The following is a 25,224-nucleotide window of genomic DNA, read 5'->3' on the forward strand; positions in this document are numbered from 1 at the left end:
TGGTTGGCCCGCATATCCACGCATGGCGTGGATCTACCATGTGTCATCGCGCGCCCTCACATCGCGCTGTGCTACTACAGCCCGTGCACCCTTCCGCACGGAGCACGATGATGGTCAATCCGCTCGCCCAGGCCCATCGCGGCCTCGGCACCACGCTGTTCAGCCTGTTGAACCCGATACCCTTCGGTTTCTTCGTCGGCGCACTGATCTTCGACGCGATCTACCTCAACAGCGCCGAGGTGATGTGGGGCAAGGCAGCCGCCTGGCTGATCACCTTCGGCCTGCTGATCGCCATCGTGCCGCGCCTGATCAACCTGTTCGCGGTCTGGCGCTGCAACGGCACGGCCACCCGCATCGACCGCATCGACTTCTTGCTCAACCTGGTCGCGGTGGTGCTGGCCATCTGGAACGCCTTCGTGCACAGCCGCGATGCGTACGCCGTTGCGGTGCCGGGCACGATCCTGTCGGCGCTGACCGTGGCCCTGATTGCCCTGGGCCTGATCCTGCTGTCACTGCAGCCGCCGGTGCTGCAGGGAGGTCGTCATGGCTAAGCACATCCTGCCCACCATGGGCGCCCTGGCGCTGGCCGTGATGCTGTCGGCCTGCGCCGGCAAGGCTGAATACCATCCCGCCGACCAGTCGGGCCCGCAGCCGCCGCTGCCCAAGCCGGCCAACTTCCTGATGCCGCCGATGCAGGTGCCCAAGGGCGTCGGCTGGGCTGATGGACAGACCCCCACGGTGGCCGAGGGCCTGAAGATCGAGCGCATCGCCGCCAACCTGCAGCATCCGCGGCGCCTGCTGACCCTGCCCAATGGCGATGTACTGGTGGTGGAAGGCAACGGCCCCGGCGAAGAACCGGTCACCACGCCCAAGCAGTGGATTGCCGGCAAGGTCAAAGCGCGCTCGGGCAAGGCCGGCAAGGGCGGGAACCGGGTCACCCTGCTGCGCCGCACGCCGGGAACGAACACGTGGACCCAGCATGTCTACATCGAGGGCCTGCATTCGCCGTTCGGCATCCAGCTGATCGGCGACACGCTGTACGTGGCCAACACCGGCAACATCATGCAGTACCACTACGTGCCCGGCGAAACCCGCATGTCGGACAAGGGCCGCGAGTTCACCGACCTGCCCAGCACCATCAACCACCACTGGACCAAGGAACTGCTGGCCAGCCGTGATGGCCGCAAGCTGTATGTGGGCGTGGGCTCCAACAGCAACATCACCGAGAACGGCCTGGCCGTCGAATACCGCCGTGCGGTGGTGCTGGAAGTGGATGTGGCCACCCGCGGCAGCCGCATCTACGCCTCGGGCATCCGCAATCCGACCGGGCTGGACTGGGAGCCGAGCACCGGGAAGCTGTGGGCTGTTGCGAACGAACGCGATGAGATCGGTGCCGACCTGGTGCCGGATTACCTTACTTCGGTGAAGGAGGATGGCTTCTACGGCTGGCCCTACAGCTACTACGGCCAGCACGCGGACGAACGCGTGCAGCCGCAGCGGCCGGACCTGGTGGCCAAGGCGATCACACCGGACTACGCGATCGGCTCGCACGTGGCGCCGCTGGGGTTGCTGTTCTACACCGGCCAGGCACTGCCGGCGCAGTACCACGGCGGTGCCTTCATCGGCGAACACGGCAGCTGGGACCGTTCACCGCTGAGCGGCTACGAAGTGGTGTACGTACCATTCAAGGATGGCAAGCCGACCGGGCGGCCGCAGACCGTGGTCAGCGGCTTCACCTCGAAGGACGAGAAGACGCTGATGGGTGCACCGGTGGGCATGGCGATGGACGCCGAAGTCGCGCTGCTGGTGGCCGACGACGTGGGCGACGTGGTGTGGCGGGTGTCGGCCAAATAGCTGTGTAGCGTCGAGCCACGCTCGACTGCTGTGGATCCGGCCTTTGTAGAGCCGAGCCCATGCTCGGCTTACGCGCGCAGCGCGCGGGTTTCCGTGCACCGAGCGAACAGCAGCCGAGCGTGGGCTCGGCTCTACAGTTCGGCGGTACTGCTGCGGAACCCGCTGAACACCGACTCGGCGGCAAACCCCACGCCGCCCAGCAGCACGCCGAAATACACCACCGTTGCCACCACGAAACCATAACCGGCCGCCACCGCCGCGCCATCGCGCTGGATGAAGCCAATCGCAAACGACATCAGCGCCAGTGCCGGCAGCGTGTTGCTGAAAGGAATCGGCCCGGCCGGCGCCATCAGCAGCAGGGTCGCGAACACCAGCATCAGGTTGTTCAGGCGCATCATCTTCTTCGAGCGCACCATCACCGCCAGCCGCATCGGCCGCGACAGCCGCTCCATGCGGTGCACCCACTTCAGCGCACGGCCGAGGTTGGCCTTCAGCTTGTCGGTGGCGATCTCGCGACGCGCCAGCTTCTGCGGCACCCACAGCGGGCGGTCGCGCACACGGCTCAGGCCGATGAGCAGGATCGAGGCGCCAAAGACGGTGCTCAGCCCTGGAATCGACACCGGGATGATGAAGATGGCCGAGAGCAGGATCACGATCAGCAGCAGGCCCTCATCGCCCAGCGCGCTGAGCAGGGTGCCGACGCGCACCTGGTCGCCGGGCAGCTCGTCGATCATCTGCTCGATCTGCTGGGCCAGGGGCGCGCTGTCATTGGTTTCGGGGGCACGGTAGGTCATGCGTCGCAAGGTTCTCCAGGGAAGGGCGGTCAACGGGCCGTCCTGCGGTGGGGGACGCACAGGCTCCCCCAGTATCCCGGCCAACGTGGGCAAAGAGGTGAACCGGGCATGAGGGGGTAAACTGGCGTGCCCCGCACGAGTTGAACGCAATGGACATGGGCCGCCGGCAATCGACCATCGAACTGGTCGCCATCGACATGGATGGCACGCTGCTGGACCCGTCGCACCAGCTCACCTCCCGCGCCAGGAAGGCCATCGCGCAGGCGCGGGCGCTGGGCGTGCACATCGTGCTGACCAGTGGCCGCCCGGTTCCGGGCCTGGCGCCGTACCTGCACGAGCTGGGCATCACCGGCAACGACGACTACTGCATCGCCTGCAATGGCGGCCTGGTGCAGCGCATCGGCACGCGCGAAACCGTGGTCGAATATCCGCTCAGCTTCGACGACTTCCTGTTCTGCGAGCAGGTGGCCCGCGACCTGGGCGTGCACTTCCAGGCGCTGGACAGCCGGCGCATGTACACGCCCAACCAGGACATCAGCTACTACACCGTGGCCGACTCGCATCTCTCGCGGATGCCGCTGTCGTATCGTCGCGTGGAGGACATGGATCCATCGATGTCCTTCATCAAGCTGATGATGATCGACGCGCCGGACGTCCTGGATGCCGCCATCGCGCGCCTGCCGAGCGAACTGACCGAGCGCTTCGCGGTACTGAAGAGCGCGCCGTTCTTCCTGGAAGTGTTCGACCACCGCGCCGGCAAGGGCCCGAGCCTGCAGAAGCTGGCCGCGCACCTGGGCATCGACCGCGCCAACGTGATGGCCATCGGTGACCAGGAGAACGACCTGACCATGCTGCAATACGCCGGTACCAGCGTGGCGATGGGCAATGCCATCGACGCGGTGAAGGCGGTGGCGCGGTTTGAGACCAGCAGCAATGCCGACGAAGGCGTGGCGCGCGCCATTGAGCGTTTCGTCCTGCAGTAACCGCGCGTCTCTATGCCCTGGTAGGTGCCCACCTCATCCGCCTCGGTGGGTGCCAACCTTGGTTGGCACACGAGCGCCGACCAAGGTCGGCCCCCACCACGCCGGGGCTATACCCACGTATAGCCCACCCATCCCCACCGCCATTGGCGCTGTACCACGGTGCAATGGCGGATGCGGCAGTGCGATGCAAGAATTCCGCACGTCGAAATCACCCCACCGAATCTCACGGCAGATGATCGTCTTCGTCTGCCACTGACCGGCACGCACCGCGCCGTCACGCCTTCAACGCAACCGCACCGCCAGCCAGGGCGCCGACACCGGTGCTGCAACGCGCTGGGCGTGCGCCTGCGCCGCTCTCTCCCTGCACCTGGATCTGCTGCCATGAACACCCCACCCACGACGCGCCTCGCCCTGGCCATCATCGCGGCCATCACTGCACCTGCGTACGCCGCAGACACGCACGACGCCGCGCTCGACACGCCCACTACACTCAACGCCCTGCAGGTCATCGCCACACCGCGCGGTGCGGCCGTGGCACCGACCCAGGTGATCGGCCCCAACCGCTACATCATCAAGGCCGAAGACCTCGACGCGATGGTCACCGGCAACAACGGCTTGGCCATGCTCAAGCAGGTGCCCGGTGCCAGCTACACCGCCACCGATGGGCTGGGCCTGGATATCTCGGCCACCAGCCTGTTCGTGCGCGGCTTCCGCATGAATGAAATGGGCATCACCTTCGAGGGCGTGCCGCTGAACGACAACGGCTTCCTCTCGCTCACCGGCACCAGCGTGGTGAACGTGGGCGTGCCCGATGGTATCGGCGCGATCACGGTCAGCCCTGGCGGCGCACCGGTCAGCGTGTTCTCCAGCAGCATCAACGGCGGCAGCCTGGAATACCGCCTGCGCGAGCTGCAGGACACGCCCAGCCTGCGCGTGAAGCAGGGCGTGGGCAGCAACAACACGCTGGTCACCACCGTGTCCGGGCAGAGCGGCCAGCTCGGTGAGCATGGCCCGAAAGTGCTGGTCGACCTGCAGCGCGTGTCCGCCGACAAGTACCAGGGCGAGGGCACGCAGAACTTCCTGCGCGGCGACCTGAAGCTGCAGCAGGACGTCGCCTGGGGCGATGTCACCGTGTTCCTGTCCGACAGCAAGGCCAAGGTCTGGGGCTACAACAACATCTCCTTCGACATGATCCGCAAGCTGGGCTGGAAGGCCGACATCTTCTATCCGGACTACGCTTGGGCCTGGTACGTGGCTTCGCCGGAAAACGCGGACAAATCCTGCGGCGCCTACACGTGCGGTGAGCTGTCCGAACTGATTCCGTACGACACCGGCCAGACCACCCGCGACCGCGTGTCATCGATCAACCATCGCTTCCAGATCACCCCGGCGCTGAGTGGCAACGTGCAGCTGTACAACGCCAACAGCCACACCCAGGCCACGCTGACCGACCCGACCGTACCGTCGCCCAACGGCGCACCGTTCTCCGAACAGGTACAGACCCCGCGCCTCAACCGCCTGGGCGGCATGCTCAACCTGCAGTTCGAGACCGGCGCGCATACCTTCACTGCCGGCTTCTGGCAGGAGAAGAGCAAGGCCGCGGCCAAGACCGAGTGGTACCAGCAGCCGTTGCTGGGCGAGGGCCCGCCGCTGAAGGCCACCGGTCCGTTCGATGTGTACGGTCCCGCGTTCAAGACCGACAACGCATCGAGCTGGGTGACCCGCTCGCGCCAGTTCTACCTGCAGGACGACATCGTGTTGAATGACACGCTGAAGCTGGGTGTCGGCTTCAAGGCCGTGGACTTCCGCACCCGCGGTGGTGGCCTGGGTGATGCCAAGGACCGGCCGGTGAATGGCACGCTGCGCGCGAAGAGCAACTTCCTGCCGCACGTCTCGCTGTTCTGGAGCCCGACCGAATCCACCGATGCCTTCATCGACCTGGCCAACACCATGAACGGCTACCGCGTGGCCCAGCGCGGCAACATCGGCTACACCGCCTCGGCGTGGACCATCACCGACCAGGAAGAGTTCGACCGCGTGGCCGGCACGCTGCGCCCGGAGAAGAACTGGAACCTCACCGTGGGTGCGTCGCATCGCTTCGATCGGCTGACGATCACCGGCGACGTGTTCTACAACGACATCCGCAACCGCCTGCTGTCGGCCGCCATCGGTACCCAGTTCACGCAGATCAACACGGTTCGGCTGATGCCGAAGATGCATGTGATCGGTGCCGACCTCGGCATCACCGCCGACCTGACCGACCACCTGCAGTTCTACCAGGGTGTGGCCGTGGCCCGTTCGTACTACGACAGCGATTTCGTGGTGGGCGACACGGTGTACCCGATCAAGGGCAATGCCCAGCCGGGCTACCCGCAGATCTCGCTGGTCAGCGACCTGTCCGCCCACTTCGGTGACTGGCGCTTTGGCGCCACCAGCACCTCCTACCTGCGCCAGCCCTTCACCTACGAGAACGACATCCGCGTACCGACGTTCTGGCAGGTCAACACCTATGCCGCCTACCGCTTCGGTGCCGACAGCGCCGTGCCGGGGCTGGAGCTGCGGCTGGACGTGAGCAACCTGTTCAACCGCCACAACATCGGCACCGCCACTATTGCCGGCTCGTCGTTCTCTGGGGATTACCAGACCCTGCAGCGCAGCGCGCCACGGCAGCTGATGTTCAGTACCTCGATGACCTTCTAGGTAGATCCACGCCATGCGTGGATGCACTTGGCGGCCCCCCAAACCCACCTGGCCCCCCTTGGGCAATCAACAGGGATTTTCTGGCGGCGACGCAAGGTTCCCACAATGTTGCTGGGTCATGCTGTCGGCATGGCTCAGTACAACCCGCGATCACCGTTGTTCGACATCCGGGGCCCGGGACGGCCCCGGCAGGCGCCGTCCGTGACGCCTGTGATCGACCTGCAGGCCGAGTACCAGTTCTGGCACGTCTACGAGCGCGTGGTCCGTCCGTTGCCCGGTGGGGGGCTGCGGCAGGCCTGGCTGGTGTGCCAGAAGGTGTACCGGGACCGGTGGCAGCACCCGGACGACAGCGACGAGGCGGCGTTGTCACGGGTGCTGTTCGGCGACAACATGACGGCTGGCCGGGCGTCGGAACTGGCGGAGCTGCACGCGCTGGTCAGCCGTCGGGTGGCGTCGCTGGCGAAGCGGGGATGGTTGCATTCGGCAGCCTGATGCCTGCCCTTGGTGGGGTCGACTGTTAGTCGACCGCTCTTCGCACCCGGCCGCAGGAGGACACGCGCAGTCAGCGTCTATTCGACTCGGGCGAACATACCAAGGTGATTCCGTCTTCCGGGTATGCCTGAGGAAAGCGGTTATTCTCACGACACCATGTCGCGGCGGGCGGCGATAGCCATTCGATCAGCGTCAGAATCTCATCGTGGTGCCCGCGTAGGTTCCAGCCGAGGATCGGTTCGTGATGGGCGATGCGGTTGCGTAGCACGCGTATGCGAGTCAGCGGTCCCGAAAAGCTCCTCCTCTTCAGTCCCCTGGGCGCACTGGGGTCCGCAATCCGGTGAAGGATCTGCTGCCAAAGGGCCTCGTAGTCCTTGTTGAACATTGTTGTCCAGAAACTGAAGGTGAGACTGGCGACCACACCGCCTGCTGTTACCGTCTTTCCCGCTCTGACCAATTCGTTGACGGCTTTGGCGACCTGCTCGAGTTGATGAGCAACCTTCAGGGCGCCAGCGCCTCGGCCGTACCACGCCTCGCCCTTGGCCTGGGTCAGAACGGTGTGGATGCGGTTTCGCAGTGCCACTTCCAACGTCTGCAGTGGTGCGTAGAGGCTTTCAGACAAGTGGGTATTGCATCCATACAGGGCGATGGCTCGGCTACGGTCGCCCCCCGCCCAATCCAGGTAGCGGCCAAAGCGCTCCAGGGAAAGGGCTTCTTCGAATCTGTCATGGCTCATCGCTGCCTGGACGCCTCCACTGATGCCGATTGCAGTGTGCCGCCGTGTGGGGTACGGTGGTCAGGTACACCCCGGTACCGTCTCTGTCCTTCTGGGCACGCGGCCGGGGTATTTTTTTGATTGTTGCTGCTCCCGTGCGGACGAGGGCTCCCGGCAATCAGGCTCATGCATTTCCCCGATCCAACTGCCGATAGCCAATCGCCTCAGCCAGATGCGCGGTCTGGATACCCTCGCAACCCGCCAGATCCGCAATCGTGCGCGCCACGCGCAGAATCCGGTGCATCGCCCGTGCGGAAAGCTGCAGACGTTCAATCGCCTGCTCAAGTAGATCCTGATCGGCCTCGCTCAGCTTCGTGCACGCCCGCAGCGCCGCCGGCGGAAGACGTGCATTGAGCCCGCCACGTGCCTGCTGCCGGGCATGGGCGGCTTCCACCCGTGCACGTACCGCAGCACTGGGCTCACCCAGTGGCGTGCTCTCCCGCAGCTCCACCGCGTCCATACGCGCCACGCTGATATGCAGATCGATGCGGTCCAGCAACGGACCGGACACGCGCGCACGGTAGCGGTTGATGCGTTCGTCGCTGCACAGGCAGCGGTTGCTGCGGTCGCCGGCCCAGCCACAGGGGCAGGGATTCATCGCCGCCACCAGTTGAAAGCGCGCCGGATACTGCACGCTGCGTGCCGCGCGGGCGATGCGGATGTGGCCGGATTCCAGTGGCTCGCGCAGGGTTTCCAGCGCGCTGCGGTTCCATTCTGGGAGCTCATCAAGGAAGAGGACTCCATGGTGGGCCAGTGATATTTCACCGGGGCAGGGCGGGTTGCCCCCACCCACCAGCGCCGCCGCGCTCGCGCTGTGATGGGGCGCTCTAAAGGGCCGCTGCCGCCAACGTCTTGGGTCCAGCCCTTCGCCACTCACCGACGCAATCGCGGCAAGCTGCAGCGCCTCAGTCTCTTCGGTATCCGGCAACAGGCTGGGCAGGCGCGAGGCCAACAGCGTCTTGCCGCAGCCAGGGCTACCGATCAACAACAGATGGTGACCACCTGCTGCGGCCACTTCCAACGCGCGCCGTGCATGCGCCTGCCCGCGCACGTCGGCCAGATCGGGCAGTGGCAACGGTGTCGAGTCCACGCGCTCCACGGGTGGCAACAGGCGCGGATTGCCCAGCCCGGCGCAGCATTCCAGCAACGTACGCGCTACACGCACATCGGCGTGCTCGGCCAACGCAGCCTCTGCGGCATTCCCCGGAGGCACCACCAGAATGCGCCCAGCCTCGGCGGCGGCAATTGCGGCGGGCAGTGCACCCGCCACTGGCCGCAGCTCACCGGTCAGGCCAAGCTCGCCCAGGAATTCGTACTGCAGCAGTGACTGCGGATCGACTTGACCACTCGCGGCAAGAATGCCCAGCGCAATCGCCAGGTCGTAACGTCCACCTTCCTTGGGCAGGTCGGCGGGCGCGAGATTCAGAGTGATGCGTCGCTGCGGAAAGTCGAAGCGCGCGCAGAGCAGGGCGGCACGCACGCGCTCGCGTGATTCGCGGACGCTGGTCTCGGCCAGGCCGACAATCTGGGTGGCAGGCAGGCCGCCAGAGAGGTGCACTTCCACCCGCACCAGTGGGGCATCGACCCCGGCGCGGGCACGGCTGTGGACCAGCGCCAGGCTCATGTGTGGATTCCTGCAGAAAGACGCTTGATGGTGCGGCAGGTGCTCTGCAGGGACTATCGGGAATTGCCGGTGAAGCGGCTAGGGGGATTCCTGCAGACCGTTGGAGTGCGCCTGCGCGCTTCGCAGCGGCCGGTGTTCGCGATCGAGTGTCGGAACTCAACCGGTATGACATGGAACAACGCCGGGGAATAGGCCGTTGCCGCTCGCCCGGGCCGGCCTTTCACCTCACTGGATCTGCGCCCGGGAGACGCTAAAATTCACCCAACACACCCGCCAAGCCTCTGACGCGCTAGTTCGCGACATGCTCAAATTGGCGGGTTTTTTTTGCCTGCTGATTGGAGTCAGGATGACTCACTACCGCAAACCACCCCTGTCGATTCAGGAACAGTTGGATCTGCTCCAGCAGCGCGGGCTTGCCATTGGCGATACCGCCAATGCCAATCGATACCTGCAGCGTGTCGGCTACTATCGTCTTATGGGCTATCTCTACACACAGCGTATGCCCGGTAGCGACAGTTTCCGCGATCAAGCGACATTCGAAGAAGCGATAAGCCTCTATGAGTTCGATAGAGCGCTTAGAGACCTAGTGATGGAGGCCGTCGGCCATATCGAGGTTGCAACGCGGACCGTGCTCACGTACCACTTTGCGCATGCGAGCGGCGCCTTCGGCCATCTGGAAGCGAGTAATCTGACCTTCGCTGGACAGGAGCATGCAGATTGGCTGGATGGCGTCGAAAGTGAAGTGGTGCGCTCCAGGGAGACGTTCATTTGGCACTACCGGGACAAGTACACCTCACCGGCGTTTCCCAAAGTACCGGTTTGGATGGCAACGGAAGTCATGTCGCTGGGGTCGCTCTCCCGCCTCTACAAAGCGCTTCGTACCCGTGAGCAGAAAGCTGTTGCGGGTGAGATGGGCCTGGCAGCCCCCGTCTTCGCGAACTGGCTGCATGTAACCAGCGTGGCGCGAAACGTCGTTGCACACCACAGCAGGCTTTGGAACAAGGAGCTCGGCGTTTCGGCGGTTCGTCCTCGGTCGGCGGGATGGTCTGAACATGAGGCACCGTATGCGCCGAACCGCTCCTTCTTTCTGTTGCTCCTGCTTCGCAAACTTCTGGAAGCGACAACCGCTGATTCCAAGGATTGGCGTGAACGTGTCGATGCCCATCTCGCGGCTGGCCTGACGAACGAAGTTCGAGTGAAGAGCCTCGGGGCTGCGGCAGGATGGCAGGGGCACCGCCTGTGGCGCGGGACCAGGAGTCGCCTTTGCTGTCGAGAGAGCTTTCGGTGCCTTCGTGTTATGGATGGCCGGTCGGGGGGATTCTCGTCAATCGCGGTGCGGCGCCCCAGGTAGACACCGCTGCTCATCAGGCATCGCCCCATTGAAGCGCCCAAACCGCGCCTCAACCCACGAAGGCCCCGCACTCTCTCCACCAGCAACCGCCCCTGGCTCTGATGCAGATCCAGCCACCGCTCGAAGCTGATGCGCAGACGCTCGATGTCCGGCGCCCGCCACCGTGCATCGGCAGGCATGCGGATCAGCACGCGCGAGGGCGCGTTCTCCACGTCCAGCACCAGAACGCCCTTGCAGCGGATTTCGAAGGACGTCACCCCATAGAACGCCAGCGGGATCGTTCAATCGTTACTGGTACGCCGACAACAATCCGTACAGATATATTGATCCTGATGGCCGTTCCAGCATGAATCTGTTCGGCGACCACGATCCGGCGGGATTAAGGAGGGCTGGAGACGCGGTAGATTCACGCTCAATGTTTACGCTCACCGCTCACGCAAATCCAGATCTGGTACAGGACCAGCGCAACTCAACGCGCTACACGGACTTCAAATCGTCGGAGTCCCTTGATCGCGCTCGAAGTGACGTCGGCTTGAAACGTGGGCAAACCGTATTCATGGCTGCGTGTCATTTAGGCGTGGCCCCAACAGGATTGAACAAGTCAATTGGCCAGCTATGGGCCGATCTGAACGATTCCACCGTCTATGCGCCGAGTGGTTTTGTCATGTATCCCACAAACTACTCAGGTGGCCCTGTTACCCTGCGTGTTAACATGCAGCAGGACGGCAAGGGCGCGCCAGGTGTCTGGAATCGATTGACTCCAGGCGGTACTGGAAGTTCAGGCCCAGCCATCAAGACGATTCGATTCAATGCAAACGGCTCGACGACCATAACATTTGCTGGATCACAGACTGGAAGTAGGCTTCCTCTTACTCAGACCATCGGAAAACCAAAATGACAAGCCTTAAGGCTTCGTTGCCAGCTTGGCTGATGTTGCTTTTTTCGGCATGTGGCAATTCCGGAGGAGCCTCTTCCGAGAAAGCCACAGGCGATGTGATCGCAGGGAGCAGAAGCGAAAGCTACGGCCCCGAATCCGCAGCACAGATGGAAGCCAGGGCCCGCTCTGGCGATGGGCACGCTCAGGCGTTGGTGGAGAATCACTACCGCGAGATAGGCAATGCAGCCCTCTATAGGCAATGGATGGAGGAGGGGGTTTCGAGAGGAGATCCTGCGGCGATGCAGCGCCTCGCTTCCCATCTCATTTCGTTGGGGGGGAGGGAGAATTGCCGCCGGGCTGAGGTGATGCTGGTGCGGGCGCGCGCGCTTGTGACAGACGACGATGCGTCGTTCCTTGGAGCGCTCGACTCCACGATGCGACGGCTGAAGGGCGAGCTACCGGGTAGCACACCCTGCAAATAGCGGCCGCAGGGAAGCGCTGATCTTCCTCCTTATCAGTGTCAGTTGATGATCTCCCCACTCCCCGAAGCAACAAACGCCTTCAACTGCCGAACGAACTCCGCGCCGTAGAGCTCCCACTCCACAATCTCCCCCACCACCCGCAACGGCTGCGCACTCCGATACGACCGCGTCGGGTTCCCGGGAAACTTCTTGTTGGTCACGTTCGGGTCGTCCTCGAACGGCCCGGTCGGCTCCACCACATACACGCGCGGCCGCCCCTCACCTCGGGCCATCTCCGCAGCCAGCCCGGCGCCCTTGGCAATGGTGGTGAAGTAGATGTGGTTCATCACCACGCTGTCGCGATAGTTGGAGCGGAAGCCCGCGCTCAGCAACTCGCCCACCGCCAGGTCAGCGCGGGTGCCGTGATAGAACGGCCCAGCCACCTGGTCGCAGGTGTCATGCGAAACGGGTGTCCATTCGGTGTCCTGCGCCATCGGCACTGCCCCTGCGTGTCCTGCCGGATCGACAGGCCGGCGAGTCTAGGGCGCCCGGTGGGCCTTGCTGCAAGGCCCCATCCGGGAAATAATCTGTAAACGGGAGGCGCGGTGCGCCTCCTTTTTTCATTCTGCGGCGCCGCGCCCTTCCAGCTCGCGCACGGCGGTTTCCAGCGCGTCCAGCTTCTGGCGGGTCTTCAGCAGCACGGCGCGCTGCACTTCGAACTCCTCGCGGGTGACCAGGTCGAGCTTGGCCAGGCCGGCCTGCAGTTGGCTCTTGAAGGTGGCCTGCAGTTCCTCGCGCGATTCGCGCAGGCCTGGCGGCACCAGGTCGCTGAGGCGACGGGCGAGGTCATCGATCTGGTCCAGGTCGATCATGGGGAGGGAGCCGTGGGGTAACAGCCGGTTCGATCTTCAGCCCGCCGAGTTAAACCATGCGCGAAACCTTGTGATGGCCTCCTCAGACCATTCCGTCGCACTTTTCGAGCACAAACGCGGTGGCTGGCCGGGCTCGTTAGGAAAAGGCCTACAGGTCAATGCGGGTTTTTCCTACGAGTGTGAGGCCGTTGGACCGTGCAGAATCGGCAGCGCTGTATGAACAGGTTGTTCATTCTCGCCAGGGGGACATCATGGGATGCAATGGGTGGCGGCTCGCTCCAGTGTTGCTGTGCTTCGCTGCAACATCGGCTTCGGCGCAGGAATTCGTGGAGGCCGAGTCCGAGTACGCCAATCGCATTGGCAAGGCCCAGCAGCTTGGGAAGCTTGATGCAGGTGCCTTCGGCGAGAGCATTTCTCTGTTCAACGGGCAGTTGAGCTTTTCGGTCACAGACATCGCCATCCCGGGCAACGCGGGGCCGCCTGTGGCGCTGAGTCGAAAGCGCAGCATCAGTGAGCGCTACCTGTATCAGGATAGTAAGCCGGGCGACCTTGCAGGCTTCTACGATTGGGATATTGATGTGCCCCATCTTGAGGGCGTCTTCAGTGCCCGCGGATGGGTGGTCGGGCCTGACAACGATGCGAACCGCTTCCAGCGCTGCTCACAACAGAAGCGGCCCTACATCGGCGATGGCGGCATTTCCTATTACCCGGAAACCGTGTTCTGGAACGGCTACGGTCTGAACCTGCCGGGCGACGGGGGCTCGCAGCTGCTGGTGGCATCGGCCAATGTCCCTATGCCCGCCGATGGGCAGAGCTACCCTTGGGTGACAACCGGCAACGTGCGCGTCCGGTGCTTGCCGCAGACCCAGAACGGAGTGCCTGGTGAGGCGTTCCTGGCGGTCACGCCGGATGGGACGAAGTACTACCTCAACTGGGTCGTGACGCGCGAAATGACCCGTATGAACTACAGGGATAATCCGCTGGCACCCACCCGGTCGCTGCCGCGAACCCATGTCTTTTTCATGGCGACGCGCGTGGAGGATCGTTTCGGCAACTGGGTCAATTACGGATACAACGGCGACAAGCTGACGTCCATCACCAGCAGTGACGGACGTGCCATCACCCTTGAGTACTCCGGCGACCGCATTACACGTGCCTCGGCCAACGGCCGAACATGGACCTACCAGTACCGCGAACCCGGCGTACTGGGTTCACGTATTGATGGTGGACTGGCTGCCGTCGTGCTTCCCGACGGCACGCGGTGGACCTACACCGTGAGCGGCACCCTGCGCCCACCCAATTTTGGACCTACACAGGAGGGCTCCGAGTGCGATCCCCGTATGGGAACCGTCTACGGCCCCTACAGCTACGCGGTGGGTCATCCGGCGGGTGCGGTGTCTACCTACTCACTGGCCTATCGCTACTTCTACCGCGCTGCCGACATCAGCCCGTGCTCGTCGCCTGAGCAGACGCCCTATGTCGGTGTCTGGAACCTGCAGCAGCGGACCATCAGTGGGCCGGGCCTGCCATCAATGACAACCACCTACGGCTTCCAGGATGGCTTTTCAGCCGGGGGGCGATGGACGACGGTGACCGAGCCTGACGGAAGCGTCACCAGCTATCTGTTCGGCGTGCGGCCGCGTGTCGATGAAGGCAAGGTGCTGGAGACCCGAACCGCCAATGCTGCAGGTGTGACGCTTCAAGGCGTGAAATACCAGTATCTGAGCAAGGAAGAGGCTGCTGGTCAGTTCATTCCTCTTGTGGGGCAATCGCTGAGCATCATGACCCCAACCGAAGGACTCATCGAGCCGCAGAAGCAGGTCGTCACCACGCGTGAGGCCACGGCGTATACCGAGCGGGTGGACCGATTCGACCTCTTTGCGAGGCCGGTCCAGACCTACAGTGGAAGCGACCTGGCCGTGGCCAAGGACAGGGTTGTATTCCATGACAATCTCGCCAGCTGGACCTTAGGCCAGAAAGAACGCGTGGAAGATGCCGACACTGGTGTCGAGCGAAATCGCACGGAGTTCAATGCACAGTCCCTCCCGCATTCCATATGGGTGTTCGGCAAGCTGAAGCAAACGCGGGCCTATGACTCACTGGGGAACCTCACGCAGGTGGTTGATGGCAACGGCAACACAACACAACTGCAGGATTACAAGCGGGGCACGCCTCGGCGCATCCTGTACGCCGATGGCACCAGCATCTCCGCCACGGTGGACGACAACGGCTGGCTGTTGAGCAGAACCGACGAAACCGCGGCGACCACTAGCTACGGCTACGACGCGGCCGGCCGCTTGGCGCTCATCCAGTATCCCGGCGGCGATAGCGTGGCGTGGAATGATTCGATCATCAGCTATCAGCGGACGACCGGGTCTGAACGAGGGTTGGCAGCGGGACACTGGCGTCGCACGGAATCAACCGGAAATGCCCGGCGTATCACTTGGCATGACGCGTTGATGCGCCCGGTACTCACCGAGGAATACGACGCGGCCACCCGCAGTTCAACGTTGCGGCAGGTCATCACATCCTATGACCACGCCGGCAGGACGATCTTCCAGTCCTATCCCGGTCGCTATCGCGTGGAGGGGCCCTGATGCGAGTTCCGACAATGATGGAATGTGGCGTTCAGTCGCGCTGGCTCAGCGCATTGCTGCTGATGATCATGGCGCTTGCGCTTAGTCCAGCAGTGCACGCCCAGGCGTGGGTCAGACTGACTGGCCCTGCGCAGACCGTCTACACAGCTCCAGCAACTGTGACCATGACGGTTGAGTTCGGAAGTACCAATGGGGGCCCAAAGTCGGAGTACATCGACAATGTCCGGCTGACGCAGAACGGCGCGCTGGTTACCAATTTCGCGTATGGCGCTTACACGGTGCATGGTCTGCCTCCAGGAACGTATCAGTACATGCTGACGGCGCAGGGTATCCGCAACCTCAACGGAGAGGAGATCGTCCGGTCGCTGCAGAGCGGACCAGTGGTCATCACTGTCAATGCACCACCAGAGCCCGTCAATTCAGGCGAGTTGGTGTCTGCCTCGCTGTCAACCAATCGTGTGGTGGCCGGCCAGCCGTTCGTGGCGACGGTCACGATGAGGAATACCGGGGAAACCACATGGACGCCGGAAGGCGGATATGCACTCAGCATGCCTAACAACAATCCGGCGTACTGGCAATCATCCAGCCTACCCGTCCCAGGGCCGGTGCCGCCGGGGGCAATCGCGACCTTCAACATCACTCTGGTTCCCAACACGGGCGCGGCCAATGGAGGCTGGTATGGCGTGTCATTCCAGATGCACAGGAATGGGAACTGGTTTGGGCTTGCTACAGGCCAGATCGGCTTCTTCATATGGCAACCGGTCAACGGCGCTGAGTACCACAGTCAGTCCGTAGCCAGTGAAATGAAGACAGCGGGAAGCCAATCCGCCGTAGTAAGGATGAAGAACACTGGAGACACCACGTGGCAACCTGGCAGCCATTGGCTAGGCGCCCAGAATCCCACCGATTCAACACTTTGGGGCAGTGCGCGCATTGCGCTCCCTCGTGCGGTGGCGCCTGGGGAGACAGTTGATATTCCAGTGCCGATGCAAGCACCGACAAGTCCAGGTGTCTACAACTTTCAGCGGCAGATGTGGGCTGATGGAAAGGGCTGGTTCGGGCCCGCCACGCCGAATGTGGCGGTCAACGTAACCGCGCCTGTGAACAACGCGCGAACCGAGGAGGGCGGCGGCTTCCCGATCAGTATGGAGACGGGTAGCTCGATGCAGATGCGGCTGCGCTTCCGCAACACAGGCGAGACGACGTGGAGCAACGGAGCGGGCTACGCACTGGCAACCGAGAATCCTGCCGACAACACCGTGTGGAGCGCCGCACGCATTCCCCTGCCGCATGATGTGCCCCCCAATGGCATCGTTGAATTTCTATTCACGATCACCGCACCTTCCGCAGCCGGGCAATACCCGTTGCAGTGGCGGATGAATCAGGAAGGTGTGGGCCGATTTGGAGATGCCACAGCCAATACCAATACCCGCGTAACGCTTCCGCCTCTGAAGGGTACCTGGACCGAGTACGATGCACTGGGACGCCCCACATCGGTTTCCCAGGATACCGAGTCCGGAGTGGCAACCAGCGTCATCAACTACGAGGCGGGCAATCGACGCACCACGGTGGATCCGCGAGGCTATACCACCCGGGTGCAGTACCTTGCGTTCGGTACACCGGCGCAGTCTGATGCAATTTCCATCAGCGCGCCCGAAGGGGGATTTACCGATATTCCCCGGGATCGCTATGGGCGGCCGGCGGCGATCGTACGTCGCAATGCAGACGGCAGCGTGCGCTTGCAACGCACGCTTGTGTACGGCGCTGGCGGGGAATTGTGCAAGACCATAGAGCCAGAGTCTGGGGCTACTGTCATCGCCCAGGATGGCGCTGGCAACACTCTCTGGACTGCCAGTGGTTTGAACCTTCCGGATGCCGCCAACTGTGATCTGGCGGCGGCCCAAGGATCCGGGCGACGTATTGACCGGGCGTACGATGCGCGCAACAGGATTTCGACGCTGACGTTCCCCGATGGAAACGGAAACCAGACTTGGTTCTACGCCGCAGATGGGCTTCCAACACAGATAGTCACGCTCAACGATGGTGGAGCGAGCCAGACGACCAATGCCTACAGCTACAACAAGCGGAGGCTGATGACGGGCGAATCCACGTCACAGCCCGGTTGGTTCACGTGGGGGCTGGGCTACTCCTACGACGCCAACGCCTCGCGATCGGGTATCCAGTACCCGAGCGGCATGTTCATTGCTCTGGATCCGAATGCCCTGGGCCAGCCGAGTCGCGTCGGTAGCTATGTGAGTGGCGCTGAGTACCATTCCAACGGAAGCCCACGGCGATTTGCTTACGGTAACGGCGTTCAGTTCGTGCAGGAGTTGAATGTACGGAACCTGCCTTCCCGGATCACTGCGTCACCCAGCGTGGTTGACCTGACCTATGCATACGACGCCAGCGGAAATGTCAGCGCCATCCTCGATTCAATGGATGCAGGCCGTGACCGGCAGATGATCTACGACGGCATCGGACGTCTGACGCAAGCTACGTCGGCTGCCTTCGGTGGGGATGGAGTGATTCGCTACGCGTATGACGTTCTCGACAACACGCTGAGCGCCAAGTTGTCTGGACGCAAAGATCATACCTATGCGTACGATGCACGTAATCGGTTGACCAACATCATGTCAAGCGACGGCGCGACGACGACGGGTTTGGCGTACGACGTGCAAGGGAACCTTTCGATGCGCAATGGCCAGCCATTCGTATTCGACTTCGGAAATCGGCTGCGCTCTGCGCCAGGACCAGAGAATTATCGCTATGACGGCCATGGGCGTCGCGTTCTGGCGTGGTTGCAGGGCAGTGGCTCGATTCTTTCCATGTACGACAGTGAGGGAAAGCTCCGCAGGCAGCAGAGTGAACGTGATGGGAAGGTTCGGGAGTACGTCTATATGGGGTCGATGCTGGTTGCAACCCTGGAGGCTGGGGCTGACGGGGTAGTTCACCCGAAATATGCGCACGCAGATGTTCTGGGTTCACCCATTGCAGCCACCGATGCCTCCGGAGGTGTGATTGAACGGAGTTTTTATGATCCCTACGGCGAGTTGTTGAATCGTGGGCTGAGAGACGAAGTCGGATTTTCAGGCCATGTAAGTGACAGCCAGAATGGCATCTCGTACATGCAGCAGCGCTACTATGATCCGGTCGTCGGACGCTTCCTCTCTGTCGATCCAGTTACGGCTCATGCCAGTCCTACGAATGCATTCAATCGATACTGGTATGCGAGCAGTAATCCTTATCGATTCGTTGATCCTGATGGCCGTTACACCTGTGAAGCCGCGATGTGCGCGCCTATCAAGGCTTATGTTGGACAACTCAGGGAGTCACGGGCTAACCTCACGGATCGCCGGGAGCAGCGCATCGTCGACAAGATACTGCGCAGCATAGGAACCGAAGGTTCCGCTGGACCGCATTATGTGTCCGGTGAGCTGGACGGCAAGACAATCGCCAATACCAATCAGAAGGGGACAGTCACTGTCGATCTCAGCAAGGTCGACAGCCCGAAGACGGGCGCGCAGGTGATAGCCCATGAAGATCAGCACGATATTGATACGGCGGAGCGTGGACGCCCCGCGGCCACCAGTGATGAGGTTCGTGCCACAGAGCGGAGTGCTTACGGCACGGAGGCGGTTGTTGCCAAAGGCCTTGGGATCAACATCAGCAAGAGTGAACAGGCCAAGGGGGTGGAGGGTTCTGTTGCAAACTGGGAAGCGCGTCAGCCCAAGACCGAGAAGGACAAATGACTATGAAATCAGCGTCATTAGTGCCCATGCTGAGCCTGCTGCTATCTGCATGTGCCAGTGGGGGGGCGACAACCATGAACGACGATCCTCATGATGAAGTGCTGTGTGCCATCGCTAAGAATCCCGGCGAATATGATCGGGACGAGGTCGTGTTGTCAGCTCGATATGTAACGGATAATCGCCACGAAGAGGTTCTGCGCAACTCCCGCTGCAGCGATGGCGCACGAATCCTCGATATCGGCAAGCATGGGGCCGCCAGTTCGGTCGCACGTTTTTACGCCGAACAGAAGCGTATATGCCTGGAGCGTAACAGTCCTGGCCTGTGCAATATCTCTGCCAGCGTGCAGGTGTCCGGGCGGATTCGGCTGACGCAGGACCGTGCCGTGTTCGATCTCGAGGACGTGAGGCACTTCGCGTTTGACGATGAGCGGTAGTCTGCTTTTCGCCCCGCTGTCTGGCGAAAGTGGCGTCAACTCAATCTGATGTCGAGCGCCCTTCCAGCTCGCGCACGGCCGTTTCCAGCGCATCCAGCTTCTGGCGGGTCTTCAGCAGCACGGCGCGCTGCACTTCGAACTCCTCGCGGGTGACCAGGTCCAGCTTGGCCAGGCCGGCCTGCAGCGCGCTCTTGAAGGTGGCCTGCAGTTCCTCGCGCGATTCGCGCAGGCCCGGCGGCACCAGGTCGCTGAGGCGACGGGCGAGGTCATCGATTTGGTTCAGGTCGATCATGGGGTGCTCCGTGGGGGTGGGCCCGTGCATCCGGCGCGGGCAGGCCATTCGGGCACAAGGATACTGCTGGCACCCACTGCCCGGACAGGCCGCAGCGGCTTCGCACGGACCACGTTCAGGCGCTATCCTCCACGCCGGAAGACAGGAGATAGACGATGAAGATGGTCATGGCGGTGATCAAGCCGTTCAAGCTCGACGACGTGCGCGAAGCGCTGGCCGAGCGTGGGGTTACCGGGATCACGGTGACGGAAGTGAAGGGCTTTGGTCGCCAGAAGGGCCATACCGAGCTGTACCGCGGCGCGGAGTATGTGGTCGATTTCCTGCCGAAGGTGAAGCTGGAAGTGGCGGTGACCGATGACCAGGTGGAGGCGGTGGTTGAGGCCATCGTGAAGGCCGCCGGCACCGGCAAGATCGGTGACGGCAAGGTGTTCGTGTACGACCTGGGCAGCGTGGTGCGTATCCGTACCGGTGAACTGGACGCGGACGCGTTGTAAGTGCAACGCAGGATGCGCGAACGCGACTGGTCCCGGGAACACTTCTGGGTAGAGTCGACTGTTAGTCGACTATCGCGCACAGCGCGGGCATTTCGGTCACGGACGGGAAGAGCAGTCGACTAGCAGTCGGCTGTACCCCGTCAGGCATTCAATGCCACCAGGCTATACGGCTCTGTCGCTTGGCCGGCGGGTTGCTTGAGTCGAGCAGGCTCGACTCTACGGCGCGGTGCGTATCATGGTGTCGATCCAGTCGGCATAGCGCGAGATGCGCACGTTGTGCACCACCTGCCCGTAGTAGCCGGCTTCAAGCGCATGCTCCGGCACTGCGGTAATCCACGAGCCCAGGCCGATCAGCTCCCAACCATGAGCGCCGTGGATCATCAATGGGCCGCCGCTGTCACCGCTGCCGAGCACGCCCTCCAGTGGCAGGCCGCCGTCGGGCCCGTCGAATCGATACCAGAGATAGCGGCCATTGCCACCTGTCACTGCGTTTTCGGCGCGGCGCAGTACGCCGCGGTGCGATCCACCCGGCGCCAGCCCGGTCATGCCGGTGCCCGTGGCCCCCTTGCCGACCAGAGTAGCGATCTTTCCCGCTTCGGCCTGCCCGCGATAGAGGCGAACCGGCGCAACGTCGCTGACCGGTGCGGCCAGCTGAATCAGGGCGATGTCATCGGAGGCGGCGAGGAAGGCGTGGATGGGGCCTGGGTTCCCTGACGCCAGCGCTGCCTGGCCAAGCGCTTCGGGCATGCGCCGGTAACCGGGATGCACGAACACGCGCTCGACACGGTACGGGCGACCGCTAATCTGCACCTCGGTGTCCATGCCTTCCATGGGCGCGGCGTGTGCGGCGGTCACCACCCAGCGCGGCGCGATCAGGACGCCGTGGCCCTCCCCGGGCAGGTCGGCCAAGGCCGGGAACGCGGATGCCGGTACGCGGTAGGCGCTGTCATCCACATCGCTGCGGATGACAATGGCGTCGGCGGAGAAGGGCAGGGTAGCCCAGGCGAGAAGGAGCCAGCGGCGCATGGTTCGGTGCAGTCCTGTGCGTGGAAGGCGATGACCCTAGCCGGGATCGGGAGGCGCGAATACCCGTGTGCGACGAAGTGCCCTCCCGGTGTGATCAACCGGGCGGAATGAGGGGTGACGACCGCCACTCCGGCAGACCGAGCGCGCGGCGGGTGCGCGTCACGATGGCGCCGATCTCTGCCTCGAAGCCGCCATCAGGTTGCAGCAGCGGCGTGAGTTCGGCACAGCGTTGCTTCAGCACATCGACCCATGGCGCTGGGTGGGTCTCCGTAGCGGCCAGTGCCAAGTGCCTGCGACCCTCGTCGTAAGCGCCCGCCAGCCCGGCAGTGATGCCCGCATGGATGTGTTCGCGGATGCCCGGTTTGGGGTGATGACTCATCAATGTACGCACGTGCCCCGGGGTGGGAAAGCGGTCACGCAGGGCCATTACCTCGGCTGCGGCCTGCTCGGCCAGTGTCTGTGCGGCCGAGGCAAACTCGGCGGTCTCGGTGAAGGGTTGGAATCCGGCAACGCGGCCGCCCACGTCGAAGGACAGGTAGTCCTTTTCTTCCCAGAGCCAGCAGGCGCCGACATTGAGATAGCTGCCCCTGTCCCATGCCGAAGGCTGGAACTCGACCACCCCGACCCACCAGCCCTGGTCGTCAAGCCAGGTGCGCGAACGGCCTTTCTGCACGCAGCCCAAGGGGCGCAGTATGGATCTTGCGGCTGCAGTCAGCAGGCGGGTGTGTTCAGGTGTCGGCATCCCCAGCATCCTTGCGAGTGGCGTGCCGACGAGTATCGCAGAGCACATCGGGCGTGTGGCCCGGGGCAAATGCAGGGGCAAACCGCAGTCGCGCAAGCAATGCAGGGCGAACAGCGCTTACCGCCGCTTCGCCCACTTGTAGAACCGCTTCCAGCCCTGCCGCACTGCAGCCACCCAGCCCGGGTCGGCGACCAGCGCGGCCTGCGCGGCACTCGGCGCCTGGCCGGTCACGCGCTGGCGGATCTTCAGCAGGTTCTTCATGTCGCTGCGGCGCATCTGCCGGCTCAGCGGGTTGCGGCGCAGCCAGCGCGGGGCGCGCCAGGCCGAGGTGAAGTCCAGCAGCACCGGCACGCCGCCGCTGACCACCACGTTGGTGCCATGCAGGTCGTTGTGGGTGATGCCGGCGGCGTGCAAACGGCTGAGCGCGTGCTGCAGCTGCTCGAACACTTCATTGCCCACCGCCTGCGCGGTGCTGAGCGTCTGGCCCGGGATGAACTCCATGCCCAGCGCCAGGCCGCCCAGGGTGCCGAGCAGTGCGGGGGCATGCTTCCAGCCGCCGAGGCGCTGCAGCATGCGTGCTTCACGGCGCACCATCAGCCGCGCGATCAGCGAAACGGGGGTGCCGCGGTAGCGGGAATAGTCCTTGATGACCGCCTCGCGCCCGTCCAGGCAGGTGCGGTAGACATCCGGGGCCAGGAAACGCTCGCCGCGCTTGAGCAGCAGCGGGGAGGCGGCGTCATCGCCGCAGGAGGAGGATGGCAGGGCAGGAAAATGCATGTCGGGGTCTCGGACGACCCGGTGGGTGGCGCAATGCGTCAAGCGAACCGGTGTTACAGGGAGTTACTAAGTTTTCGTTAATTTTAGTACTCGCCAGTTCGCTATTCCACGATTTGTCGGAGAAATGTCGGGGTCGTGGCTGGAACAGTTCGTCGCGCAGAATCGGACAATTCTGTCTCATTTATTCCAGTTGGCCTTTAGCATCAACAGCTTGCGCGCCCAGCGCTGCGCCTTCTTCGCAACCGGATGAACACGGCGCACGGGCAACTTGACCCCGGCGCACGCCCTGCCGACCATAAGCTGTTAATCCGCGACATCGGCGGCCGCCCCCTCCGGCACGTCCCCGTCCCCTGCCGCGTTCCCCACCGGTGCTGGCCGCCTGGCCGTGCATCGCCCCGTTTCCCGTTCCGGCCGCGGCTGGAGGAAAGTGCTTTGATCATCAAAATCGTCATTGCAGCGCTGTTCGTGGCCTGCGTGCTGTACATCCACTTCCGTGGCAAGGTCCGCGCGCGCTGGTCGCGCCAGCTGCTGGACCACTCCAGTTTCATGGCCCCGATCAACGTGGTCATGTACATGTTCTCGAAGGTGCCGACCACGCCGTTCCTGGACCCGGGCAAGGAGTTCCCGCAGCTGGAGCCGCTGCGCCAGAACTGGCAGATGATCCGCGACGAGGCGCTGGCGCTGCGCGACGCGCAGAAGATCGCCGCCTCCAGCACGTTCAACGATGCCGGCTTCAATTCGTTCTTCCGCCGAGGCTGGAAGCGCTTCTACCTGAAGTGGTACGGCCCGTCTCACCCGTCGGCGAAGACGCTGTGCCCGAAGACCACGGCGCTGATCGAGTCGATCCCGGATGTGCGTGCGGCGATGTTCGCGCAGCTGCCGCCGGGCAGCGAGCTGCGCCCGCACCGCGACCCGTTCGCCGGCTCGCTGCGCCTGCACCTGGGCCTGAGCACGCCTAACGACGATGCCTGCTACATCGAGGTGGACGGCATCAAGAAGAGCTGGCGCGACGGCGAGTGGATGATGTTCGACGAGACCTACATCCACCATGCACACAACGAGACGCAGCAGGACCGCGTGATCCTGTTCTGCGACATCGCCCGCCCGCTGCGCTTCGGCCTGCCGGGGCTGTTCAACCGCGCGGTGGCGGCCACGCTGCTGGCCGGCGGCGCCTCGCCGAACCTGCCGGGTGACCCGACCGGTGGCGTCAACAAGGCATTCGGCAGCGTCTACAAGGTGCGCCTGAAGGCCAAGGCGCTGCGCGAGCGCAGCGTGGTGGCCTACCAGCTGATCAAGTGGGGCCTGGTGGTGGCGGTGATCGCGGGTATCTGGGCGCTGTGACTGTAGAGCCGAGCCTATGCTCGGCTTGATTTATCGCAACCTGTCCGAAGAGCAGCCGAGCATGGCTCGGCTCTACAGAAAGCAAAAACCCGCGCTGTCGCCAGCGCGGGTTTTTGTTTGGATCAACCCTTCAATGCCGCCTGCACGAACGGCGGGGTCACCAGCACGCCGGTGTGCAGCGCGGCGGTGTAGTACAGGGTGTTGAAGGTCTTGGCGGCCGAGTCGGCCTGGCGGAAGTCGAAGCTGCTGTCGCCCTTGCGCGCCATGGTCACGCTCCACCAGCCGGTGGGGTAGCACGGCTGCGGGAACGGCAGGGTCTTGAACGAACCGAAGCCGGCCTTGCCCATCTCGGTGCGCATTTCGTTGATCAGCTCCAGCTGCATCAGCGGCGACTCGGACTGCTGCACCAGAATGCCGTCGTCCTTCAGGGCCTTGAAGCAGCTCTCGTAGAAGGCTTTGTTGAACAGGCCTTCGCCCGGGCCGACCGGGTCGGTCGAATCGACGATCACCACGTCCACGCTGCCCGCCGGGCAGTTGGCCATGTAGGCCACGCCGTCGTCGAACAGCAGCTCGGCGCGCGGGTCGTCGTTGGAGTCGCACAGTTCCGGGAAGTGCTTGCGCGCCATCACCGTGACCTGCTCGTCGATATCGCACTGGGTCACGCTCTCCACGCCGGTGTGCTTGAGCACTTCGCGCAGGGTGCCGCAGTCGCCGCCACCGATGATCACCACGCGCTTGGGCGCGGCGTGGGTGAACAGCACCGGGTGGCTGATCATCTCGTGGTAGAAGAAGTTGTCCTTGCTGGTCAGCATGATGGCCCCGTCGATGGTCATCAGGTTGCCCCAGTCGGTGGTCTGGAAGATCTCGATCTTCTGGAACGGCGACTGGACCTCGTCCAGCTTGCCGGTGATGCGGTAGCCGATGGCCGAGCCGGTGCGCTCGAAGTGTTCGATGTACCAGTTGTTGCTGTCAGTCATTGGAAAACAGTC

Annotated in this window: 22 protein-coding genes and 1 pseudogene; 12 read left to right on the forward strand and 11 right to left on the reverse strand. The window is 63.4% G+C overall.

Annotation, left to right across the window (positions count from 1 at the left end; translation table 11 throughout):
* The first annotated feature begins 110 nt into the window (after positions 1-110).
* Together AC5P65_RS01045 and AC5P65_RS01050 are read left to right on the forward strand one after the other, a co-directional pair.
* A complete protein-coding gene (locus AC5P65_RS01045; RefSeq protein WP_111098653.1) occupies positions 111-551 on the forward strand; it encodes a DUF2231 domain-containing protein in 441 nt (146 codons plus the stop codon).
* A complete protein-coding gene (locus AC5P65_RS01050; RefSeq protein WP_495215379.1) occupies positions 544-1,854 on the forward strand; it encodes a PQQ-dependent sugar dehydrogenase in 1,311 nt (436 codons plus the stop codon). The genes AC5P65_RS01045 and AC5P65_RS01050 overlap by 8 nt, the downstream gene beginning before the upstream one ends.
* Positions 1,855-1,985: 131 nt before the next feature.
* Here the strand turns inward: AC5P65_RS01050 and AC5P65_RS01055 are convergent, their stop codons facing one another.
* On the reverse strand, positions 1,986-2,648 hold the full coding sequence (locus AC5P65_RS01055) for an exopolysaccharide biosynthesis protein (RefSeq protein ID WP_111098655.1): 663 nt from the start codon (positions 2,646-2,648) through the stop codon (positions 1,986-1,988).
* A gap of 149 nt (positions 2,649-2,797) precedes the next feature.
* On the opposite strand from AC5P65_RS01055, the gene yidA reads away from it, so the two are divergent.
* The 3 genes from yidA (at position 2,798) to AC5P65_RS01070 (ending at position 6,823) form a co-directional block, all read left to right on the forward strand.
* Positions 2,798-3,631, forward strand: coding sequence for a sugar-phosphatase (gene yidA, locus AC5P65_RS01060; protein ID WP_111098656.1), 834 nt, complete (start codon positions 2,798-2,800; stop codon positions 3,629-3,631).
* A gap of 381 nt (positions 3,632-4,012) precedes the next feature.
* Positions 4,013-6,331, forward strand: coding sequence for a TonB-dependent receptor (locus AC5P65_RS01065; RefSeq protein WP_111098657.1), 2,319 nt, complete (start codon positions 4,013-4,015; stop codon positions 6,329-6,331).
* A gap of 105 nt (positions 6,332-6,436) precedes the next feature.
* Positions 6,437-6,823 (forward strand): hypothetical protein, encoded by a 387-nt coding sequence (locus tag AC5P65_RS01070; protein ID WP_111098658.1) that lies wholly within the window; start codon positions 6,437-6,439, stop codon positions 6,821-6,823.
* Positions 6,824-6,893: 70 nt separating this feature from the next.
* Here the strand turns inward: AC5P65_RS01070 and AC5P65_RS01075 are convergent, their stop codons facing one another.
* Entirely contained in the window at positions 6,894-7,559 is a 666-nt protein-coding gene (locus AC5P65_RS01075) for an Abi family protein (protein WP_076739462.1), read from the reverse strand.
* A 163-nt stretch (positions 7,560-7,722) separates the two neighbouring features.
* Positions 7,723-9,222, reverse strand: a complete 1,500-nt coding sequence (locus AC5P65_RS01080; RefSeq protein WP_111098660.1) for a YifB family Mg chelatase-like AAA ATPase — start codon at positions 9,220-9,222, stop codon at positions 7,723-7,725.
* A gap of 346 nt (positions 9,223-9,568) precedes the next feature.
* Here AC5P65_RS01080 and AC5P65_RS01085 point away from each other — a divergent pair, with 346 nt between their 5' ends.
* Positions 9,569-10,573, forward strand: a complete 1,005-nt coding sequence (locus AC5P65_RS01085) for an Abi family protein (RefSeq protein ID WP_111098674.1) — start codon at positions 9,569-9,571, stop codon at positions 10,571-10,573.
* Here AC5P65_RS01085 and AC5P65_RS01090 read toward each other — a convergent pair.
* Positions 10,547-10,833, reverse strand: a pseudogene (locus tag AC5P65_RS01090) (cold-shock protein); the annotation flags it as partial. The gene AC5P65_RS01085 and the pseudogene AC5P65_RS01090 overlap by 27 nt on opposite strands.
* Before the next feature lie 86 nt (positions 10,834-10,919).
* Between AC5P65_RS01090 and AC5P65_RS01095 the strand changes: the two are divergent.
* A complete protein-coding gene (locus AC5P65_RS01095) occupies positions 10,920-11,471 on the forward strand; it encodes a DUF8616 domain-containing protein (protein ID WP_146256807.1) in 552 nt (183 codons plus the stop codon).
* A 499-nt stretch (positions 11,472-11,970) separates the two neighbouring features.
* Here the strand turns inward: AC5P65_RS01095 and arr are convergent, their stop codons facing one another.
* Complete coding sequence (gene arr / locus AC5P65_RS01100; protein WP_111098661.1) at positions 11,971-12,405, reverse strand: NAD(+)--rifampin ADP-ribosyltransferase; 435 nt, start codon at positions 12,403-12,405, stop codon at positions 11,971-11,973.
* A 126-nt stretch (positions 12,406-12,531) separates the two neighbouring features.
* Entirely contained in the window at positions 12,532-12,783 is a 252-nt protein-coding gene (gene ubiK / locus AC5P65_RS01105; RefSeq protein ID WP_111098662.1) for a ubiquinone biosynthesis accessory factor UbiK, read from the reverse strand.
* Between the two features lie 188 nt (positions 12,784-12,971).
* Between ubiK (AC5P65_RS01105) and AC5P65_RS01110 the strand changes: the two genes are divergently transcribed.
* The 3 genes from AC5P65_RS01110 (at position 12,972) to AC5P65_RS01120 (ending at position 19,563) form a co-directional block, all read left to right on the forward strand.
* Complete coding sequence (locus AC5P65_RS01110; protein ID WP_180832751.1) at positions 12,972-15,380, forward strand: RHS repeat protein; 2,409 nt, start codon at positions 12,972-12,974, stop codon at positions 15,378-15,380.
* On the forward strand, positions 15,380-19,129 hold the full coding sequence (locus AC5P65_RS01115; RefSeq protein WP_111098664.1) for an RHS repeat-associated core domain-containing protein: 3,750 nt from the start codon (positions 15,380-15,382) through the stop codon (positions 19,127-19,129). Before AC5P65_RS01110 ends, AC5P65_RS01115 begins: the two co-directional genes overlap by 1 nt.
* Before the next feature lie 74 nt (positions 19,130-19,203).
* Entirely contained in the window at positions 19,204-19,563 is a 360-nt protein-coding gene (locus tag AC5P65_RS01120) for a hypothetical protein (RefSeq protein WP_146256808.1), read from the forward strand.
* 40 nt (positions 19,564-19,603) lie between these two features.
* On the opposite strand, the gene ubiK (AC5P65_RS01125) is transcribed toward AC5P65_RS01120, so the two are convergent.
* Positions 19,604-19,855: a ubiquinone biosynthesis accessory factor UbiK gene (gene ubiK / locus AC5P65_RS01125; protein WP_111098666.1), complete on the reverse strand. Its 252-nt coding sequence runs from the start codon at positions 19,853-19,855 to the stop codon at positions 19,604-19,606.
* Between the two features lie 155 nt (positions 19,856-20,010).
* On the opposite strand from ubiK (AC5P65_RS01125), the gene AC5P65_RS01130 reads away from it, so the two are divergent.
* Complete coding sequence (locus tag AC5P65_RS01130) at positions 20,011-20,349, forward strand: P-II family nitrogen regulator (protein ID WP_005411374.1); 339 nt, start codon at positions 20,011-20,013, stop codon at positions 20,347-20,349.
* Between the two features lie 216 nt (positions 20,350-20,565).
* On the opposite strand, the gene AC5P65_RS01135 is transcribed toward AC5P65_RS01130, so the two are convergent.
* The 3 genes from AC5P65_RS01135 to AC5P65_RS01145 all read right to left on the reverse strand — a co-directional run bounded on the left by AC5P65_RS01135 (position 20,566) and on the right by AC5P65_RS01145 (position 22,894).
* On the reverse strand, positions 20,566-21,375 hold the full coding sequence (locus AC5P65_RS01135; protein ID WP_197576033.1) for a S1 family peptidase: 810 nt from the start codon (positions 21,373-21,375) through the stop codon (positions 20,566-20,568).
* Between the two features lie 94 nt (positions 21,376-21,469).
* Positions 21,470-22,117 carry a hypothetical protein gene (locus tag AC5P65_RS01140; protein ID WP_227844576.1) on the reverse strand — a complete coding sequence of 216 codons (648 nt, stop codon included), beginning with the start codon at positions 22,115-22,117 and terminating at the stop codon, positions 21,470-21,472.
* Between the two features lie 117 nt (positions 22,118-22,234).
* Positions 22,235-22,894 carry an RIO1 family regulatory kinase/ATPase domain-containing protein gene (locus AC5P65_RS01145; RefSeq protein WP_021201933.1) on the reverse strand — a complete coding sequence of 220 codons (660 nt, stop codon included), beginning with the start codon at positions 22,892-22,894 and terminating at the stop codon, positions 22,235-22,237.
* Between the two features lie 435 nt (positions 22,895-23,329).
* Between AC5P65_RS01145 and AC5P65_RS01150 the strand changes: the two genes are divergently transcribed.
* Entirely contained in the window at positions 23,330-24,235 is a 906-nt protein-coding gene (locus tag AC5P65_RS01150) for an aspartyl/asparaginyl beta-hydroxylase domain-containing protein (protein WP_032954620.1), read from the forward strand.
* 122 nt (positions 24,236-24,357) lie between these two features.
* Here AC5P65_RS01150 and speE read toward each other — a convergent pair whose 3' ends face one another.
* Positions 24,358-25,212 (reverse strand): polyamine aminopropyltransferase, encoded by an 855-nt coding sequence (gene speE / locus AC5P65_RS01155; RefSeq protein ID WP_111104454.1) that lies wholly within the window; start codon positions 25,210-25,212, stop codon positions 24,358-24,360.
* Positions 25,213-25,224: the final 12 nt, after the last annotated feature.

Source organism: Stenotrophomonas sp. YJH_SMC_48-3 (genome assembly GCF_059369375.1).